We start from the raw sequence: 17800 nt of genomic DNA, 5'->3' as shown, positions 1-17800 counted from the left end.
AGCTGTGTTGAAGATTCTGCGCGGACTGGGCTGGACCCTGGCAGGCCTGCTGGTGCTGGCCATCGTGGTGTGGTGCGCCTCGCGCATGTGGCCGGTGCCCCAATCGCGGCTGCAGGCGCAGCAGCGACTGGAAGCACGCCTGCCGGCGACTGGCCACAACGGTTATGCCCTGTTGTGGACGCTGCCGTTCGACGATCTGGATGCCCGCCAGCGCGAGCAGGCATTGGCCGAGGACGTGCGCCGTTGGGAGGCCGACCTGCGGGGCAGCAGCGGCGGCCAGACACACCTGGTGGCCAACCATGCCGAGCTGCGTTCGCGTCCCGGTGCCAGTTGCGGGCCGGCCGCCAGCGGCTGCCTCGCCCAGGTCCGCGCGGACCCGCAACGCTTCGTGGAGGCCCACGCCGGCCACCAGCATTTGCATGCGCGGCTGGATCAGCTGGCCGAAGCGGACTACTTCATGTCGCCGTTCCCGCCGAAGGGCGAGGGCATTCTGGTTCCATTGCCGACCTATGGCGTGGTGATGGACGCCACCAGTGCACGCGCGCTGGCGTACGTGCAGGGCGATATCGACGGTGCCCTGCGAGGTGCCTGCCGTGGCTTGCAACTGGGCCGGCGGCTGTTGCCCGGCAGCAGCTATCTGGTCGAGAGCATCATCGGTGCCAGCCTGGTGCAGGCCAATGCCCAGCTGCTGGCCGACATGCTGGTCGAACTGCCGGCCGACCACCCCTTGCCGGCGGAGTGCGAACAGGCCATGCAGCCGCTGCGGGCCGAGGAACAGAGCCTGTGCCGTGCCATGCAGGGTGAGTACGCGATGAGCCGGGCGGCGATCGAGACATCGGCGCGGGAGTTCGGCGGCGTGCTGGTGCTGGATCGCAGCAGCACCCTGGCCCGCGTGGCCGGCAATCTTGGCTGGGCCTGTGGCGCGGCAGCCACATCGGCGCTGGAAGCGGATCGCCCGTTGCCAGTGCCGGCGCCACCGCAGCATGACTTCGGCTGCCTGTCGAACGTCATGGGCTGCGTGCTGACCGATATCGCCGCGCCGATCTATCCTGCCTATTCGTCACGGCCACAGGATGCCGCGGCGATGGTGCGGCTGCTGGGGGCGCAGCGTTGGCTGCGGCAGCAGACGGATGATCCGGTGGACGCACTGCAGCGGCTGCCGGTGCAGTTCCGCTCGCCGGTGCGGGCGCCGCAGCTGTCGGCCGACGGCCGCCACCTGCAGGTGCCGCGTCGCTCTCCAGCGCGCAGCGCTGAAGAGAACCCGTGGCTGTCGGTGCCGTTGCAGAAGGAATCGGCTTCGACTGCTGCGGGACGCGACTGATGCGCGCTCAGCGTGCGTGTGGCTTCAACCGCAGGTAGACCTGCTTGCGCACCTGGGCGACCACCTCGCCGCTTTCATCGACGACATCATTGCTGAACCATCTCAGCACTTTGTCACCAGCGGCGGCTTCGGCGCGCAGTTCGTCCAGCAGTGCGTCATCGATGCGGAACGACGTACGTACGGTGCCTCTGCCGGGCTTGAGGAAATCGATGGCACCGGCACGGTCCCACACGTAGTAGTCGCGGCCGAGGATGTGCAGCAGGCCAAGCATCCAGAACGGATCGGTCATCGCAAACAGGCTGCCGCCGAAATGCGTGCCGACGTAGTTGCGGTTCCAGGGCCGCATGCGCAGTTCGACGTCGATCTGCCGGTAGTCCGGCGAGACCCGGGTGACGTGGATGCCGGTGAACAGGAACGGCGGCCAGAGATTGATACCGAAGCGGAACAGGCGGGCGTTCATGCGGGTCCGGGGGCGCAGGGCGAGGCGCCCAGTCTAACCATTCGCATGCGTATGTTGCACCCCGGGCGGCGAGGGTCACGCCTCGCCGTCGATGACATACCCGTCGCGGCCGTTGGCCTTGGCCTGGTACAACGCGGTGTCGGCGCCTTCGACGAAATGGTGTGGTTGCAGCGTGCCGTCGGGTACGCGGGTGAACACGCCGATGGTGAGGGTGACGCCTGCTTCGCTGCCGTCACCGGGCGCCGGCAGTGCACGCACGCAGGCGATCAGGTCCTCGATGACCTGGCGCGCGCCCTCGGTCGGGGTATCGGGCAGCACCAGTGCGAACTCGTCGCCACCGTAGCGCGCGGCCATGTCGCGAGGGCGTCGCGCATGCGCACCGATCAGGCGTGCAACATCGCGCAGCACGCGGTCGCCGACCTGATGGCCGTGGCGGTCGTTGTGGCGCTTGAAATGGTCAACGTCGATCAGTGCGAGGCTCAAGGACTTGCCACTGCGTCGCGCGGCATCGCATTCCTGTTGCAGCGACTGCTCGAAACGCAGGCGATTGCCGAGACCGGTCAGCGCATCGCGGTTGGCCAGGCGGTGCCAGGCCGAGACGCGCCAGGTCGCCCAGGCCAGCAGCACCAGCAGGATGCCCAGCATGGCGCTGGCCGGAGCCCACCACAGGTCACCGGCGCGCAACAGCAACCAGCTCAGCAGCGGTGGAAGCGGCAGCGAGCACAGCGCCGCGAGCCATGGCAGGCGCAGGCCGAGCAGGATCACGCACAGTGCCACCAGTACGCCACTGATGGCGTGCTGCCAGAGGCGGGGCAGCAGGTCGATCTGCTTGTGCTGCAGCAGCATCGAAGCGATGTTGGCCTGGTACTCACTGCCGCTCATCCAGAACTCGCGGGTGGTCGGGGTCAGCAGCCGCGGTGCGATGCCGCTGGCGGTCATGCCCACCACGATGCGGCGGCCGTGCAGCATCGCCATGTCCACGTGACCATCCAGCACATCGGCATAGGACACCTGCGGCAGGCGTTCGGGCGGTCCGGCATATCGCACCCGCACGTAGTCGTTGCGCCGCCATTGATAGGGCGAACCGATCTCCGGGTCGGGGTCGGGCAGGCCGTGCACCGCGCCCGCGGGCAGGTCGGCCAGCGCCAGGCCCAGTGCTGGCCAGTGGGCCTGGCCGATGCCGGCACGCAGGTACACGCCGCGCGCGACACCATCGCCATCCACTTCCACATCGGTGTGGCCGATCGCTGCGGCACTGGCCGCGATCTGCGGAATCGGCAGCATTTCCTCGGCCATGCGGTCGCCGGCGGCCGGTGCCGCGAGTACCGGCAGCACCACCCGGCCGTTGCGGCGTATCGCGGCGGCCAGTTCATCGTCCTGGCGGCTGTCGCGACGATCAGGTTCGGACAGCATCAGGTCCAGTGCGACGCGCTCGGCACCGGCATCGGTCAGCCGGTCGAGCAGGCGGGCATGGATCGAGCGGGGCCAGGGCCATTGGCCGATGCGCTGCAGGCTGCCCTCGTCGATGGCCACGATCAGCACGCTGGGGTCGGGGCGGTAGTCCCAGTTGCCGACCATGGCGTCGTAGGCCGCTTCGTCCTGTCGCCACAGCCACTGGCCCTGGCTGGCGATCACCGTCAGCACCCCGGCCAGCAGTGCCAGCAGGATCCGCTTCGGCCACGGCAGCGGCGAGCGCCTCATAACAACAGCAACAGCAGCAGGGCACCACCACCGGCGCCGTAGCACAGGCGGCAGGGCAGCTTGATCTGCTGGGCCGGTGAGTACTCACCCGCATGACCATCGTCATCGATGTACTGCACACGCACATGCAGGGTGCCGCTCCACGGCCGCTTGAAGCTGACCTGCGGCTCGCTCACGGTCTGGTCGACCAGGGGCGCCCTGAAGTCGCCACGACGGTCCACCTGCACCCGGTACTGCTGGCCTTCGCTGCCGGCCTGCCAACGCAGGGTCAGTTCGCCATGCGCGGCCTCAGGCGGCTGCAGGGCAGGGTCGACCGGTTCATTGCTCAGTTGCAGGGGCAGGGCCTGGCCGTAGCGGCCCTGATGGCCGTTGCCGTCGCGCGACGCCACCCGCCAGAAGTACTTGCCGGGCGGCAGCGGCTGCGCCAGGCGCAGGTCGGTACCTGGGGTGCTCTGTTCCTGTAGTGGCTGCACGAAGCTCGGCTCGGTGGCGATCTGCAGCACACTGCTGCGCGCGCCCGGCGCCTGGCTCCAACGGAAGCGCGGGCGGTCACTGTTGACGGTCTGCCCATGCAGGGGGGCCACGGTGAGCGGCGGCGGGGGCTGGTCGCTGAGTTCGAAATCGGCGCTGGCGTCGAGGCCTTCCACGCCCTGCGCATCCACCGCGCGCAACAGGATGCGCAGCTGGCCGGGGGGCAGGTCACCGATCGCCAGCCGGGTGTCGGCGGTGGTGGCGGCAAACAGCAGGATTTCCGGTGTCGCTGCCTGTACCACTTCCACGCGGTAGCGCGCGGCGCCGTCGACGGGGTCCCAGGCGAGCAGGGTCGGCAGGGGCGCCAGGCGCACCTCGTCGCTACGCAGCTGCGGCGCTGGAAGAAGGGCGGAGACAGCGTCCGGTGCGGCATCGGCGCTGCTGCTGCGGCTGGCCTGTCCAGGCTGGACCAGGCGCTTGCCGTGGGTGTTGCCGACCTGGACCTTGCCCTGCAGTACTTCGGTGGCAGCCACCTGGCCGGTGTCACCGGCGCTGACCCGGAAGACGGTGCCGCGCACGCTGCTGGTCGCCGTAGGTGCATCGATGATGTAGCGCGAGGCTGGGCCACGGGCAGGTGTCACCCGATTGCTGGCGCGGCCCTGCTGCAGGCGCAGGCGGGTATCGACCATGCCGGTGTGGCCGTAGCGGCTGAGCTGGTCCAGGCGCAGCCGGGAGTACTCGCGCAGCTGCAGGCGCGAGGCGTCAGCGAATTCAAGCGTGACGCTGGAGTCGCCTTCGGTCTGCACGGTGTCACCGATGCGAAGTTGTTCCCCTGCGAGTATCGCGCGCGAGGCGCTGCCATCGGCACCTGACAGTTCGACCTTGCCGCGCACCGACAGCACGCGGGCAGGTGCCGGTTCGATGCGCAGCCAGCTGATCGGGAAGCGCAGCAGCTGCCCCGGCGGCAGCTGGTAGGGGTTGTCGATGCGGTTGTGCTGTTGCAGCTGCTGCCAGCGCACCGAGGGCTTGAGGTACAGGCCTCCCAGATCCCACAGGGTATCGCCGGGACGGACCCGGTAGTTCCAGTCCTGGGCGGCGGCCATGGCCGGCAGGAAGAGAAGAGCGCAGAGCAGCGCGCCCTGGAAGCGCATGGCGAACGACAGCGAGCGGACGAAGGTCACAGTTTGCAATCCCGGCAATGCGGGGGCGCAGCTGCAAGACCCCATGGCCCCGACCTCATCCCCCCGAACGGATCGTGGCGACCGTACGGCCGCCATCCCGCGCATTATTGCCCGCGTTCAGTGCAGGGATTCTGAACGAAGTGGGTTCCCGTTCAGAACAGCAGGGAGGCCATCCGGCGGCGGTACTGGCCGACCAGGTCCTCGTCGGAGATCACATTGAAGGCGTCGATCAGGGCCTTGCGCGGCAGTCCGTCCTCGAACGTGCGGTCGATCCGCAGCATTTCCAGGAACTGGGCCAGCGCGGCTTCGTCGTGGCCACCGAGCAGCAGCTGTACGCCACGCAGGTGGCGTGCCTTGAGGTCCTTGCCATCGGCGGCGATGCGCGCGTCCAGCACTTCGGCGGCCGGGGCGTCCTTCAGGGCCGAGGCGAAGGACAGCCGGGCGCGTGCACGCACGGCACGGTCGTCGGTGGCCAGGTTGGCGGGCAGGCCATCGATCAGCAGACCGGCTTCATCCACGCCACCGATCTGCAGCAGGGCCAGCGCCAGGTCGAGCTTCAGCTCGTCCTTGTCCGGCTCGGCGGCGATCTGCGCGCGCAGCACGTCCACCTGCGCCTGCGGGTCCAGCGGCGCTTCGTCTTCGGCGACGGCGTCGCCGATGTCGGCCGGCACGATGCCGTGCTGGGCCAGGAATTCACGCAGCTGGCCTTCCGGGATGGCCCCCGGGAAGCCGTCCACCAGCTGGCCGCCCTTGACCAGGAACACGGTCGGCACCGAGCGGATCTGGAAGGCGGCGGCGATCTGCTGTTCCTTGTCGACGTCGACCTTGGCCAGTTCGAAGGCGCCGTTGTACTCGGCAGCCAGCTTTTCCAGCATCGGCCCGAGGGTCTTGCACGGCCCGCACCAGGTGGCCCAGAAGTCGACCAGCACCGGCGTCTGCAGCGACTTCTGCAGGACTTCGGCCTCGAAGGTCGCAGTGGTGGCGTCGAATACGTAGGTCGTCTCGGTCATGGGGGGAAGCATCGTTTGGCGTCTGGAGACTGATTCTATGGTGACGATCGATGCCGGTCTCAACCCGGGTTGTAGTAAATGCCTGACAATGCCGCCTTCCTGTCGCCGCCCTTTCCGGAGCCTGCATGTCGTCCCTGTCCCCGTTGCTGCGCCTCTCCGGTCTGGTCGCCGCACTGCTGTTCGTGCTGGCGGTGCTCGGTTTCGGCGCCGGCCTGGATGGCTACGCACAGGCTCGCCACCCGGTGGCGCTGCTGGGAGCACAGGGGGTGCCGCATGCGCTGGCCTTCAATCTGCTGGGCTTGGTGCTGCCGGGCCTGCTGGCGGTGGTTGTGGCCGAGTGCCTGCGCCGTGGGCTGTCGGCAACCGCCGGCTGGGCGCCCCGGGTGGGCAGCCAGATGCTGCTGCTGGCCGGGTTGGCGTTCGCCGCGATGGGGCTGCTGCCGCTGGATGTGGATGACCTGCACGGGCCGGCCAGCCAGCTGCATGCCAGCGCCTGGATGATCTGGGTGCTGGGTTTCGTTGCCGGGACCCTGTTGCTGGGCACGTCGCAGTTGCGCCAGGCGCATGGCCGCGCGCTGGGCGCAGTGGCGCTCGCCTGTGGCGTACTGGCCGCGCTGGCGGCGTTTGCCCTGCAGGGCGTGTTGGCGGCGCCGCTGGCACAACGGCTTGCGTTCGCCTGCTGGACGGCCTGGCTGGCCCTGGCCCTGCCGTTGTCGCGGCCGCGCTGAGACCGGCCTCGGGCGCTCGCGGAGCCGGCCTTCAGCGGGCGGGATTGGAGACGTTTGCCGCACTGCGGTACGCTGTACCGCTTTGCCGCCGCATCCGCGTGTTCCATGACCAGCGCTGAAACCAACGCCTACGACCCGCAGCAGGTTGAATCCGCCGCCCAGCAGTACTGGGACGCCACCCGTGCCTTCGAAGTCGACGAGACTTCGGACAAGCCGAAGTACTACTGCCTGTCGATGCTTCCGTACCCGTCCGGTGCGCTGCACATGGGCCACGTGCGCAATTACACGATCGGCGACGTGATCAGCCGCTACAAGCGCATGACCGGCCACAACGTGCTGCAGCCGATGGGCTGGGACGCGTTCGGCCTGCCGGCGGAAAACGCCGCGATCAAGAACAAGACCGCACCGGCGGCCTGGACCTACAAGAACATCGAGCACATGCGTGGCCAGTTCAAGGCCATGGGCTATGCCGTTGACTGGTCGCGCGAGTTCGCCACCTGCCGCCCGGACTACTACGTCCACGAGCAGCGCATGTTCACCCGCCTGATGCGCAAGGGCCTGGCCTACCGCCGCAATGCGGTGGTGAACTGGGACCCGGTCGACCAGACCGTGCTGGCCAACGAGCAGGTGATTGACGGCCGCGGCTGGCGCTCCGGCGCCCTGGTCGAGAAGCGCGAGATTCCGCAGTGGTTCCTGCGCATCACCGATTACGCCCAGGAGCTGCTGGACGGCCTGGACGAGCTGGACGGCTGGCCGGATTCGGTCAAGACCATGCAGCGCAACTGGATCGGCCGCTCCGAGGGCCTGGAAATCCAGTTCGACGTACGTGACGTTGACGGCGGCGTGCTGGATCCGCTGCGCGTGTTCACCACCCGTCCGGATACCGTGATGGGCGTGACCTTCGTGTCGATCGCCGCCGAACATCCGCTGGCGCTGCATGCGGCGAAGAACAACCCGGAACTGGCCGCGATGCTGGCCGACCTGAAGCAGGGTGGCGTGTCCGAGGCGGAACTGGAAACCCAGGAAAAGCGCGGCATGGACACCGGCCTGCGTGCGCTGCATCCGGTCACCGGCGAGCCGGTGCCGGTGTGGGTCGCCAACTTCGTGCTGATGGGCTACGGCACCGGCGCGGTGATGGCCGTGCCGGGTCATGACCAGCGCGACAACGAAGTGGCCAACAAGTACGGCCTGCCGATCAAGCAGGTGATCGCGCTGAAGGATGCGCGCACCGAAGAAGAGCGCACCTGGGATGGCAGCCGCTGGCAGGACTGGTACAGCGACAAGAGCCGTGCCTTCGAGCTGGTCAACTCGGCCGAGTTCGATGGCCTGGATTTCCAGGGTGCCTTCGAAGCCCTGGCCGAACGATTTGAGCGCAAGGCGCAGGGCCAGCGCCGCGTCAACTACCGCCTGCGCGACTGGGGCGTGAGCCGCCAGCGCTACTGGGGCTGCCCGATTCCGGTGATCTATTGCGCCAAGTGCGGTGCGGTGCCGGTGCCGGAAGAACAGCTGCCGGTGGTGCTGCCGGAGGACGTGGCATTCTCGGGTACCGGTTCGCCGATCAAGACCGATCCGGAATGGCGCAAGACCACCTGCCCGGACTGCGGCGGCGCGGCCGAGCGCGAGACCGACACCTTCGACACCTTCATGGAGTCGAGCTGGTACTACGCCCGCTACACCTCGCCGGGTGCCCGTGATGCCGTCGACAAGCGCGGCAACTACTGGCTGCCGGTCGACCAGTACATCGGTGGCATCGAGCACGCGATCCTGCACCTGATGTATTTCCGCTTCTACCACAAGCTGCTGCGCGACGCGCGGATGGTCGACAGCAACGAACCGGCGCGCAATCTGCTGTGCCAGGGCATGGTGATTGCCGAGACCTACTACCGCCCGAACCCGGATGGCTCGAAGGACTGGATCAACCCGGCCGATGTGGAAGTGCAGCGCGACGAGCGCGGCCGCATCACCGGCGCGACCCTGATCGCCGACGGCCAGCCGGTGGTGGTCGGTGGCACCGAGAAGATGTCCAAGTCGAAGAACAACGGCGTGGACCCGCAGGCGATGGTCGACAAGTACGGCGCCGACACCGTGCGCCTGTTCTCGATGTTCGCCGCGCCGCCGGAACAGTCGCTGGAGTGGAACGAAGCCGGCGTGGATGGCATGGCCCGCTTCCTGCGCCGCCTGTGGGCCCAGGTGCAGAAGCATGCCGCCGATGGCGCCGCTCCGGCGCTGGATGTTGCAGCACTGGATGCCAACCAGAAGGCACTGCGCCGCAAGACCCACGAGACCATCGGCAAGGTCGGTGACGACTATGGCCGCCGCCACAGCTTCAACACCGCCATTGCCGCGGTGATGGAACTGATGAACGCGCTGGCCAAGTTCGAGGACGGCAGTGCGCAGGGGCGCGCGGTGCGCCAGGAAGCGCTGCAGGCCATCGTGCTGCTGCTCAACCCGATCACCCCGCACGCCAGCCATGCCCTGTGGCAGGTGCTGGGCCATGGCGAGACCCTGCTGGAAGACCAGCCGTTCCCGCAGGCCGATGCCGGTGCGCTGGTGCGCGACGCGCTGACCCTGGCCGTGCAGGTCAACGGCAAGCTGCGTGGCACCATCGACGTGGCGGCCGACGCCGCGCGCGAGCAGGTCGAGGCACTGGCCCTGGCCGAGCCCAACGCGGCCAAGTTCATGGAAGGCCTGACGGTGCGCAAGATCATCATCGTGCCGGGCAAGATCGTGAACATCGTCGCCGCCTGATGTACCCCGTACCGGCCACCCGCGTGGTGGCCGGTACCATTCCGGTGCAGGGCCCGGCGTTTGATGGCCCTGCATTCACGCGGCTTCGGGCACGCTGTGTGTTGCCGTGATCGCCCGGCTCCGCCAGACTGTCTCCATGACCCGAATCCTGCTTGCCCTCGTTCTTGTCCTCGGCCTTGCCGGCTGCGGTTTCCATCTGCGCAACAAGCTGATGCTGCCGACCGACACGGCACCGGTGAAGGTGGTTTCCACTGCGCCGTACAGCGAACTGGTCAAGCTGCTCAACCGCAGCCTGCTGGCCTCCGGCGCCAGGCTGGCCGATGAGGACAGCAAGGAGCCCAGCGCCCAGCTGCAGGTACTGTCCGAGCGCTGGGGCGACCTGCCGATCGCCATCGACTCGCAGGGCCGTGCGCAGGAATACAGCCTGCGCTACGCGGTGATCTTCATCTTCCGTCGCGAAGACGGCAGCGAACTGGTGCCGCAGCAGGTGATCGAGCTGTCGCGCGACTACGTGTCGCCGCCGACCGACGCCACCGGTACCACCACCGAACGTGAAATCCTGGCCAATGAACTGCGCCGGGAAATGTCCGCCTCGATCATCCGCCGCATCGACAGCGTGGTGCGTGCCGAGATCGAGAAGGGCGGCAGCCTGTCGGCGCCGAAGGACAAGCCGATCGAAGGCGCGGTACCGGCCGAGCCGGTCCCCGCAGCCAAGCACTGAGCCGCGCGCATGGAACTGCGTCCGGAGCAGCTGGCCAGCCAGGGCGCTGATACCGCGCTGGCGCCGGTCTACCTGATTGCCGGCCCGGAAACGCTGCGCGTGCTGGAGGCGGCCGACGCCATCCGCGCGCGTGCACGCGCCTCGGGCATTGGCGAACGTGAAGTGTTCGACGCCGATGGGCGTGATTTCGACTGGAACCAGCTCGACGCCAGTTTCAATGCCCCCAGCCTGTTCAGCGCCCGTCGCCTGGTCGAGGTGCGCCTGCCCAGCGGCAAGCCGGGCAAGGACGGTGCCGAGGTGATCAGCCAGTTCTGCGCCAATCCGGCGCCGGACGTGGTGTTGATGATCACCGCCAACGAATGGAGCAAGGCGCACCAGGGCAAGTGGGCCGAAGCGGTCAACCGCATCGGCGTGCTGTCGGTGGCGTGGGCGATCAAGCCGCACGAACTGCCGGACTGGATCGAGCGCCGCCTGCGTGGCAAGGGCCTGCGCGCGGACCCGGCCGCCGTGCAGCGCCTGGCCGAGCGGGTGGAAGGCAACCTGCTGGCTGCCGCCCAGGAAATCGACAAGCTGGCGCTGTTGGCCGATGGCCAGCCGCTGGATGTGGAGCGCATGGAGTCGCTGGTGGCCGACGCCGCCCGCTATGACGTGTTCCGGCTGGTGGAGGCGACATTCTCCGGGCAACCGCCGGCGGTGCTGCGCATGCTGGCCGGCCTGCGAGGCGAGGGTGAGGCGGTGGCTGCGTTGATGCCGATGGTGATCCGCGAGCTGCTGGCCGGTGCTGGCCTGGCCCGGGTGCAGGCCCGGGGTGGCAACCTGGCCGCCGAAATGAAATCGCGCGGCATCTGGGAATCGCGGCAGGCGCCGTACAAGCGCGCGCTGCAGCGGCATCCGGAAAGCAAGCGCTGGGAGCGCTTCGTGGCTGAAGCGGGACTGGTCGACCGTATCGCCAAGGGGCGCGCCGACGGCGATGCCTGGCTGGCGCTGGAGCGCCTGCTGGTGGCTGTGGCCGAACCGCGTGCCGTGCGCCTGCTGGCGCGGGCCTGAGCAATGAGCCTGCGGATCTACTACGGGGGCACCTTTGATCCGGTGCACCTCGGGCACCTGGCGATCGCGCGGGCTGCCCGTGACGAACTGCAGGTTGCCGTGCGCATGCTGCCGGCGGCCGATCCGCCGCACCGTGCCGTGCCCGGCGCCACGGCCGAGCAGCGCTGCACCATGCTGTCGCTGGCCATCGGCGACGAACCAGGCCTGCTGCTGGACCGCCGCGAGCTGGAACGCGCGGCGCGTTTCCCCGGTCGGCCGTCCTACACCGTGGACACCCTGCGCGAGCTGCGCGGCGAGCTGGGGCCGAGCCGGCCGCTGGCCTGGCTGGTCGGCGCCGACAGCCTGCTTGGCCTGTCCCGCTGGCACGAATGGGAGGCGTTGTTCGGGCTGGCTCATTTCGTGGTGGCGGAGCGCCCGGGTAGTCCGTTGCAGGCCGCGGTGGATGGCGAGCTGGGCCGGGCGCTGGAAGGGCGTTGGGCCGACACCGAGCAGGCCCTGTTCGCCAGCCCGGCCGGGCGCATCCTGCGCCTGCACCACCCGCTGCGCGAGGAATCGGCCAGCGCCGTGCGCTCGCAGATCGCCGCCGGCGGCCCCTGGCGCGCCCTGCTGCCACCCGGCGTGGCGGACTATGTGGCTGCACACGGGCTGTACCGCCCGGGCAGGCCGTGAATGGCGCAGCGGCGCCATCCCCGTATAATCGCCCCCACGTTTATCGAGTCGATCCACTTTGAGCAACCAGACCCAGCCCCAGACCATCAAGGTCGATCTGCCCAGCCCGCCGCCGTCCGTGCCGGAACTGCTGGCCAGCGTCCGCCAAGCCACCGAAGACCTGAAGGCCAAGGACCTGGTCGAGATCGACGTGCGCGGCCGGTCCAGCGTTGCCGACTACATGATCGTCGTTTCGGGCACCTCGACCCGCCACGTCAAGTCGATTGCCGACGAAGTCGTGCGCTTCGCCAAGAACATCGACGTGATGCCGCTGGGCGTGGAAGGCGAGCGCGAAGCCGAGTGGGTGCTGGTCGATCTGGGCGACGTGATCGTCCATGTGATGCTGCCGCGCGTGCGTGAGTTCTACGCTCTCGAGCGCCTGTGGACCGTCGGCGACCAGCCGCCGTCCAGCGACGACGAAGTGGCCTGAGCCACGCGTTGATGCATCCCTTCGACGGCGCCGATGGCGCCGTCGACGTTTTGGAGGACCGTTGATGAAAGCCCGCCTGATCGCCACCGGTGAACGCGCCCCCAGCTGGGTGGCGCAGGGCTTCGCCGAGTACCAGAAGCGGCTGTCGCACTGGCTGCCGTTCGAGCTGGTGGAAATCGAGCCCGGCCTGCGTGGCAAGGGGCGCGATCCGCGTCGCGCCACCGAAGATGAAGGCAAGCGGGTCATCGCTGCGCTGCCGAAGAATGCCTATGTGGTGGCGCTGGACGTGCCGGGCCGCCAGCTCAGTTCCGAACAGCTGGCGCAGCGCCTGGAACACTGGCGCGGGCAGGGAAGGGACCTGGCGTTCCTGATCGGTGGCCCGGAAGGGCATTCGCCGGAGGTGTCCGCGCTGGCCGATGAGAAGTGGTCGATCGGCCCGCTGACGCTGCCGCACATGCTGGTGCGCCTGGTGGTGGCCGAGCAGCTGTATCGGGCTGCCGCAATGATTGCCAATCACCCCTACCATCGCGCGTGAAGAGTGGTTATACTAGTCGTCTGCCCGAATAGCTCAGCCGGTTAGAGCACTTGACTGTTAATCAGGGGGTCGTTGGTTCGAGTCCAACTTCGGGCGCCACCTTGAAAAACCTGCATCGCGAGATGCAGGTTTTTTTTTTGCGTCTTTGTAGCGTCGAGGTTGCGCGACTGCTGTTGTGGAGCCGAGCCATGCTCGGCTGCTGCGGATGAACCAGCCGAGCGTGGGCTCGGGTCTACAGCGCGAGATTGCCTCGCCAGAACGCCACCAGCGTGGCGATCGCCACGATCAGGATCGCAGCGAACAGCACCCCCTCCCAACGCGTGAATACCTGTTCGCCGCGTTGGCGCCTGGTCAGCGCGAACAGCACCACACCGGGCACGTACAGCAGCACCGACAGCAGCAGGTTGTCCAGGCCACCGGCATACACCAGCCACAGCGCATAGGCGCTGGCCAGCAGTGCGACCACGAAATCGCGCCAGCGCACGCCTGGTTCACCGGCATAGGCCTGCCCACGCCAGGCCAGCTGCACACCGAACGCGGTGGACAGGAAGTAGGGCACCAGGCTCATCGACGCGGCCAGCAGCACCAGCCCGGTATAGCTGCCGGAATTGACCAGCACCAGCAGCAGGAACAACTGGATCAGCCCGTTGCTCAACCACAGTGCATTGGCCGGCACGCCGCGCGCGTTCTCACACCCCAGGAAGGCCGGCATGGTGCCGTCACCCGCGGCGGCATAGAGCACTTCGGCGCACAGCAGCACCCAGGCCAGCAATGCACCGAGAACGGAGATGATCGAACCGATGATGATCACCGTCGCGCCCCATTCGCCGACAATGGCTTGCAGCACATAGGCCATCGACGGATTGGGCAGTCCGGCCAGTTCCGCCTGCGACAGCACGCCCATCGACAACAGGCTGACCAGCACCAGCAGCAGCCACACGCCGAGGAAGCCGATCACCGTGGCGCGACCCACGTCGGCACGGCGTGCGGCGCGCCGCGAGTAGATGCTGGCGCCTTCGATGCCGATGAACACCCATACGGTCACCAGCATCATGCCGCGCAGCTGCTGGCCGAGATCGCCGAGTGCGGGCGTGCCCAGGAAATCGGCACCGAACACGTCCATGCGGAACGCGCCGGCGGCCAGGATGAGGAACAACGCAATGGGCAGCAGCTTGGCCACGGTCACCAGGCCATTGACGATGGCTGCAGTGCGCAGGCCACGCAGCACCAACAGGTGCACGGTCCACAACAGCAATGACGATGCGGCCACGGCGGCCGGGGTATTGCCTTCGCCGAACACGGGCATGAAGTGGCCCAGGCCACTGAAGATCAGCACGAAGAAGCTGGCGTTACCGAGCACCGAGGCAACCCAGTAGCCCCACGCAGCGGAGAAGCCGATGTAGTTGCCGAAGCCTTCGCGTGCGTATGCGTAGATGCCGGTATCGAGATCAGGCCGGCGGTTGGCCAGCGCCTGGAATACGAAGGCCAGCATCAGCATGCCCGCGCCGCTCAGGGCCCAGCCGATCAGCGCGGCGGCAGGCCCGGCGCTGCGCGCCACGTTCTGCGGCAATGAAAAGATGCCGGCGCCGACCATCGAGCCGACCACCAGTGCAGTCAACGCGGGCAGGCCCAGGCGTTGCGAAGTTGCGGCCATGCAGATCCCCTGCGGCGGTGATGCCGCGTGCACACGGTAGCCATGTGCCCGTGAACATGCCTGCAAGGGGCGGAACGACGAAGGCCCGGGCAGCTGCCCGGGCCTTCGAAGTTGCTGCGTTGAAGTGTATTGCCTGTATTACTTGAAGGTGTACTTGGCACCGACGGTGAAGTAGCGACCGATGGCACCACTGAAGTGCAGCGGGTTGTAGTTGACACCGCCGTAGGTGGACGGATCCAGCGGCGCGATGCGATCGAACACGTTCTGCACCGAGGCGTTCAACTCGAAGGCTTCAGTGATGTTCCAGCGGCCCGACAGGTCGAAGGTGGTGAACGAGGAGATCTTCTTGACGTCCGTTCCGTCTGCATACGCGAACAGATAGGAGCCGTTCGGACCACGGAAGTCCTTGTTGTCCATCTTCGAGATGTAGTTGGCAACGCCGCTGACGCTCCACGGACCCTGCCTCCAGGTGGTGCCGAAGTTGATGCGGTCCTTCGGGGTGCCGATGCAGTTGGTCACGTCGCAGTTGCCGTGAGTACCCGCGTAGTCAACCGTCACGTCGGCATCGGTGCGCTCGAACTTGAGCACATGGCTCCACTGCAGGTCCATCTCCAGCTGGCCCGGGCCGATGTCGAAGGTCTGGCGGATATCGGTATCGATACCCCGGACCCGGGTCGATGCGGCATTGATGTACTGCGTGTTGACTGCCAGGATGCTGCCGGTGCCGGGCACGCCGTTGAGCAGGTTGCTGTCACGCAACACGTTGCCGGCGGCAATGGCTTCGGAGGTGCTGCCCTGGGCAATTTCGTTGGTGCGCTTGATCTGCCAGGCATCGATGGTCAGCGAGGTCGTGGACGTCGGCTGCAGGACGATACCCACCGAGTAGCTCTTGGACTCTTCCGGCTTCAGATCCTTGTTCGGGCGGGTGATGATGGCCACCGGCAGGGCACCGCAGTCATCCCCGGTGGCACCCGGTGCAGGGTTGCCGTTCGGGCAACGTACCGGATCGGACGCGTTGGAGAACGCTGCCAGGCCACCATCGCCGTTCTCGGCCGGGTTGGGTGCCCGGAAGCCTTCGGCGTAGCTGCCACGCAGTGCGATCCAGTCGGCCGGGGTCCACTTGATGCCGATCTTCGGCGTGGCCTTGCCTTCACCGCTCTCGTACTTGTCGTAGCGAACCGCACCGGACAGTTCCAGGGTTTCCAGCACGGGCGCAGACAGCTCAACGTAGCCTGCGTACACGTTCTGGGTGCCGTCGTAGGCCGAGTAGCCCAGGCCGATGATCTGGCCCTTGTCGGTGTAGGTCTGCGGGGTCAGGCTGTTGCTGGTCTTGCGCCATTCGGTACCCAATGCCAGGCCCAGCGGGCCACCCTTCAGGTCCATCAGGCTGCGCGACACGGTGAAGTCGAACATGTCCAGGCTGGACTTGGCGCGGGCGCTGATATCCGGCGAGATGAAGTCGTACAACGCCTGCGAGTTCATGCCCGCGTTGTCACCGATGCGCCAAACACCACCGGCGCAGTTCGGGTTGGCCAATGCGCAACGTACGTTGTCGTAGTTGAGGAAGCCGGTGCGCTTGTTGACCAGATCAGTGCCCGAGTGCAGATAGGCGGTGTCGTAGCTCCAGTCGCCCCAGTTGCCCTTGACGCCGACCAGGAAGCGGGTGAACTCATTGGTGTTGTTGGTCACGCGGGGACCGACATCCCACGCCGAATAACGCAGGCGCGAGGCCTGGCCGGGAATGGGATTGTCAGGATGATTCGGGCCCAGCACCACTGCGCCCGGGCCACTGTTGCCGTTGACCGGGCCTTCGGGGAAGCCCCAGCTGCCGGATACGCCGGACGGGGTGTTGCTGAAGGTGGTCTCTTTCTTCGAGTAGCCGATTTCGGTGTAGATCTCGCCACCTTCACCAAACGCGAAGCTGGCACGGCCAAACACGTTGACGTACTTCTCTTCCGGGGTCAGATCGCGATACAGCTGGTTCGGATCCCACAGGCAGCCCTGCGCCTGTGCAGTAGCCTCGGTCTGGCCGGGAATGGTGGTCAGGCCAGCACAGCCCGGCAATGCGACCAGGAAGGCAGGATTGTCCTTGGTCACATTGCGATCGTCATACACCGAACCGTTCGGACCAACACCGCCGCGGGTCTTGCCGCTGAGGAAGGCGCCGCCGAGGAACTGGGCGTTGTTGCCATAGCCCCACGGGCGGGTATCGCCGGTACCGATCCACTTGCGGTTCTTGCGATCACTGATCTTGATCGCGTCGGTCTTTGCCACATCCAGGCTGAAGAAGGCATTCCAGCCGTCGGTGGCCAGATCGCCGGTACCGGCGGTCAGGGTCGCCTTCTTCGCGTCGCCATCGCTGTCGCCAGACAGGCCGTAGGAGCCCCGGAGGATCGCGCCCTGGAAGTCGCTGCGCAGGATGATGTTGACCACGCCGGCGATGGCGTCGGAACCATAGATCGCCGAGGCGCCGTCCTTCAGCACTTCCACGCGTTCGACGGCGTCGAGCGGGATGGTGCTCAGGTCGGTGAAAACCTTCTGGCCGTCATCGGCCAAGCCGTAGGTGGCCATGCGGCGACCATTCAACAGGACAAGGGTCGAACCCGCGCCCAGGCCGCGCAGCGAGATGCCGGCACCACCGCCGGCAAAGCCGTTGCCGAAGGTCTTGGGAATGGAGCCGGAACCGTCGGCGGTCAGTGTCTGCAGGTACTCGGCAACCGTGGTCTTGCCCGTACGGTCGATTTCCTGGCGGGTCACCACCTGCACCGGGGACGGTGTTTCAGTGTTGGTGCGCGGGATGTTCGAACCGGTGACCGTGATGCGGTCCAGGTTGGTGGCCTTTTCCTGCGCGAAAGCGGAGGTGGAAGCCACGGCGCCAACCAGCAGCAGCGTGCCGCCGGTAAGGATATGGGTGATGGACGATGCCAGGGTGGTGCGGCGGCGGCTGGCGGGCCGTTGGATCAGGTGTTTCACAGCTTCTCTCCTAACTGGAAAACCGTAGCGTTGAGGGCTGTCTCCGGAAGATTCCGGGACGGACCAATCTAGGTTTCCGACAGGTGACGAAGTCGTGAATTTTTGCTTAATC

14 protein-coding genes and 1 tRNA gene are annotated in these 17800 nt (G+C 67.2%); 9 read left to right on the top strand and 6 right to left on the bottom strand.

What is annotated here, in order from left to right; genetic code table 11:
• The first annotated feature begins 4 nt into the window (after positions 1 to 4).
• Positions 5 to 1321, top strand: coding sequence for a hypothetical protein (locus ACMZ91_RS17125; protein ID WP_414577653.1), 1317 nt, complete (start codon positions 5 to 7; stop codon positions 1319 to 1321).
• Between the two features lie 7 nt (positions 1322 to 1328).
• On the opposite strand, the gene ACMZ91_RS17120 is transcribed toward ACMZ91_RS17125, so the two are convergent.
• The 4 genes from ACMZ91_RS17120 to trxA all read right to left on the bottom strand — a co-directional run bounded on the left by ACMZ91_RS17120 (position 1329) and on the right by trxA (position 6144).
• Positions 1329 to 1781: a DUF4442 domain-containing protein gene (locus tag ACMZ91_RS17120; RefSeq protein WP_032128978.1), complete on the bottom strand. Its 453-nt coding sequence runs from the start codon at positions 1779 to 1781 to the stop codon at positions 1329 to 1331.
• 75 nt (positions 1782 to 1856) lie between these two features.
• Complete coding sequence (locus tag ACMZ91_RS17115) at positions 1857 to 3482, bottom strand: CHASE2 domain-containing protein (protein ID WP_414577654.1); 1626 nt, start codon at positions 3480 to 3482, stop codon at positions 1857 to 1859.
• Positions 3479 to 5179: a FecR family protein gene (locus ACMZ91_RS17110; protein WP_414577656.1), complete on the bottom strand. Its 1701-nt coding sequence runs from the start codon at positions 5177 to 5179 to the stop codon at positions 3479 to 3481. The genes ACMZ91_RS17115 and ACMZ91_RS17110 overlap by 4 nt, the downstream gene beginning before the upstream one ends.
• A 107-nt stretch (positions 5180 to 5286) precedes the next feature.
• Positions 5287 to 6144 (bottom strand): thioredoxin, encoded by an 858-nt coding sequence (gene trxA, locus ACMZ91_RS17105; protein ID WP_164080895.1) that lies wholly within the window; start codon positions 6142 to 6144, stop codon positions 5287 to 5289.
• A 125-nt stretch (positions 6145 to 6269) separates the two neighbouring features.
• On the opposite strand from trxA, the gene ACMZ91_RS17100 reads away from it, so the two are divergent.
• From ACMZ91_RS17100 to ACMZ91_RS17065, 8 genes are all read left to right on the top strand, one after another.
• Positions 6270 to 6872, top strand: a complete 603-nt coding sequence (locus tag ACMZ91_RS17100; protein WP_149909442.1) for a DUF998 domain-containing protein — start codon at positions 6270 to 6272, stop codon at positions 6870 to 6872.
• Between the two features lie 105 nt (positions 6873 to 6977).
• Positions 6978 to 9620: a leucine--tRNA ligase gene (gene leuS, locus ACMZ91_RS17095; RefSeq protein ID WP_032128983.1), complete on the top strand. Its 2643-nt coding sequence runs from the start codon at positions 6978 to 6980 to the stop codon at positions 9618 to 9620.
• 136 nt (positions 9621 to 9756) lie between these two features.
• A complete protein-coding gene (locus ACMZ91_RS17090) occupies positions 9757 to 10341 on the top strand; it encodes an LPS-assembly lipoprotein LptE (RefSeq protein WP_032128984.1) in 585 nt (194 codons plus the stop codon).
• 9 nt (positions 10342 to 10350) lie between these two features.
• Positions 10351 to 11388, top strand: a complete 1038-nt coding sequence (gene holA, locus ACMZ91_RS17085; RefSeq protein WP_032128985.1) for a DNA polymerase III subunit delta — start codon at positions 10351 to 10353, stop codon at positions 11386 to 11388.
• A gap of 3 nt (positions 11389 to 11391) precedes the next feature.
• A complete protein-coding gene (gene nadD, locus ACMZ91_RS17080; RefSeq protein ID WP_414577659.1) occupies positions 11392 to 12057 on the top strand; it encodes a nicotinate-nucleotide adenylyltransferase in 666 nt (221 codons plus the stop codon).
• A 58-nt stretch (positions 12058 to 12115) separates the two neighbouring features.
• Complete coding sequence (gene rsfS, locus ACMZ91_RS17075) at positions 12116 to 12526, top strand: ribosome silencing factor (RefSeq protein ID WP_005418109.1); 411 nt, start codon at positions 12116 to 12118, stop codon at positions 12524 to 12526.
• 64 nt (positions 12527 to 12590) lie between these two features.
• Positions 12591 to 13061, top strand: coding sequence for a 23S rRNA (pseudouridine(1915)-N(3))-methyltransferase RlmH (gene rlmH, locus ACMZ91_RS17070; protein ID WP_005418108.1), 471 nt, complete (start codon positions 12591 to 12593; stop codon positions 13059 to 13061).
• A gap of 22 nt (positions 13062 to 13083) precedes the next feature.
• A tRNA-Asn gene (locus tag ACMZ91_RS17065) sits at positions 13084 to 13160 on the top strand.
• Positions 13161 to 13293: 133 nt separating this feature from the next.
• Here ACMZ91_RS17065 and ACMZ91_RS17060 read toward each other — a convergent pair.
• The gene (locus ACMZ91_RS17060; protein ID WP_149909443.1) at positions 13294 to 14715 is read right to left on the bottom strand and encodes a basic amino acid/polyamine antiporter; all 1422 of its coding nucleotides are present in this window, start codon (positions 14713 to 14715) and stop codon (positions 13294 to 13296) included.
• A gap of 138 nt (positions 14716 to 14853) precedes the next feature.
• Positions 14854 to 17688: a TonB-dependent receptor gene (locus tag ACMZ91_RS17055; protein ID WP_032128988.1), complete on the bottom strand. Its 2835-nt coding sequence runs from the start codon at positions 17686 to 17688 to the stop codon at positions 14854 to 14856.
• Between the last annotated feature and the right edge of the window lie 112 nt (positions 17689 to 17800).

The organism is Stenotrophomonas sp. FR024, from assembly GCF_047500745.2.
Classification (GTDB): Bacteria; Pseudomonadota; Gammaproteobacteria; order Xanthomonadales; family Xanthomonadaceae; genus Stenotrophomonas; species Stenotrophomonas maltophilia_A.
The sequence above is the reverse complement of the archived record's forward strand: the minus strand, read 5'-3'. Positions and strand labels throughout refer to the sequence as shown.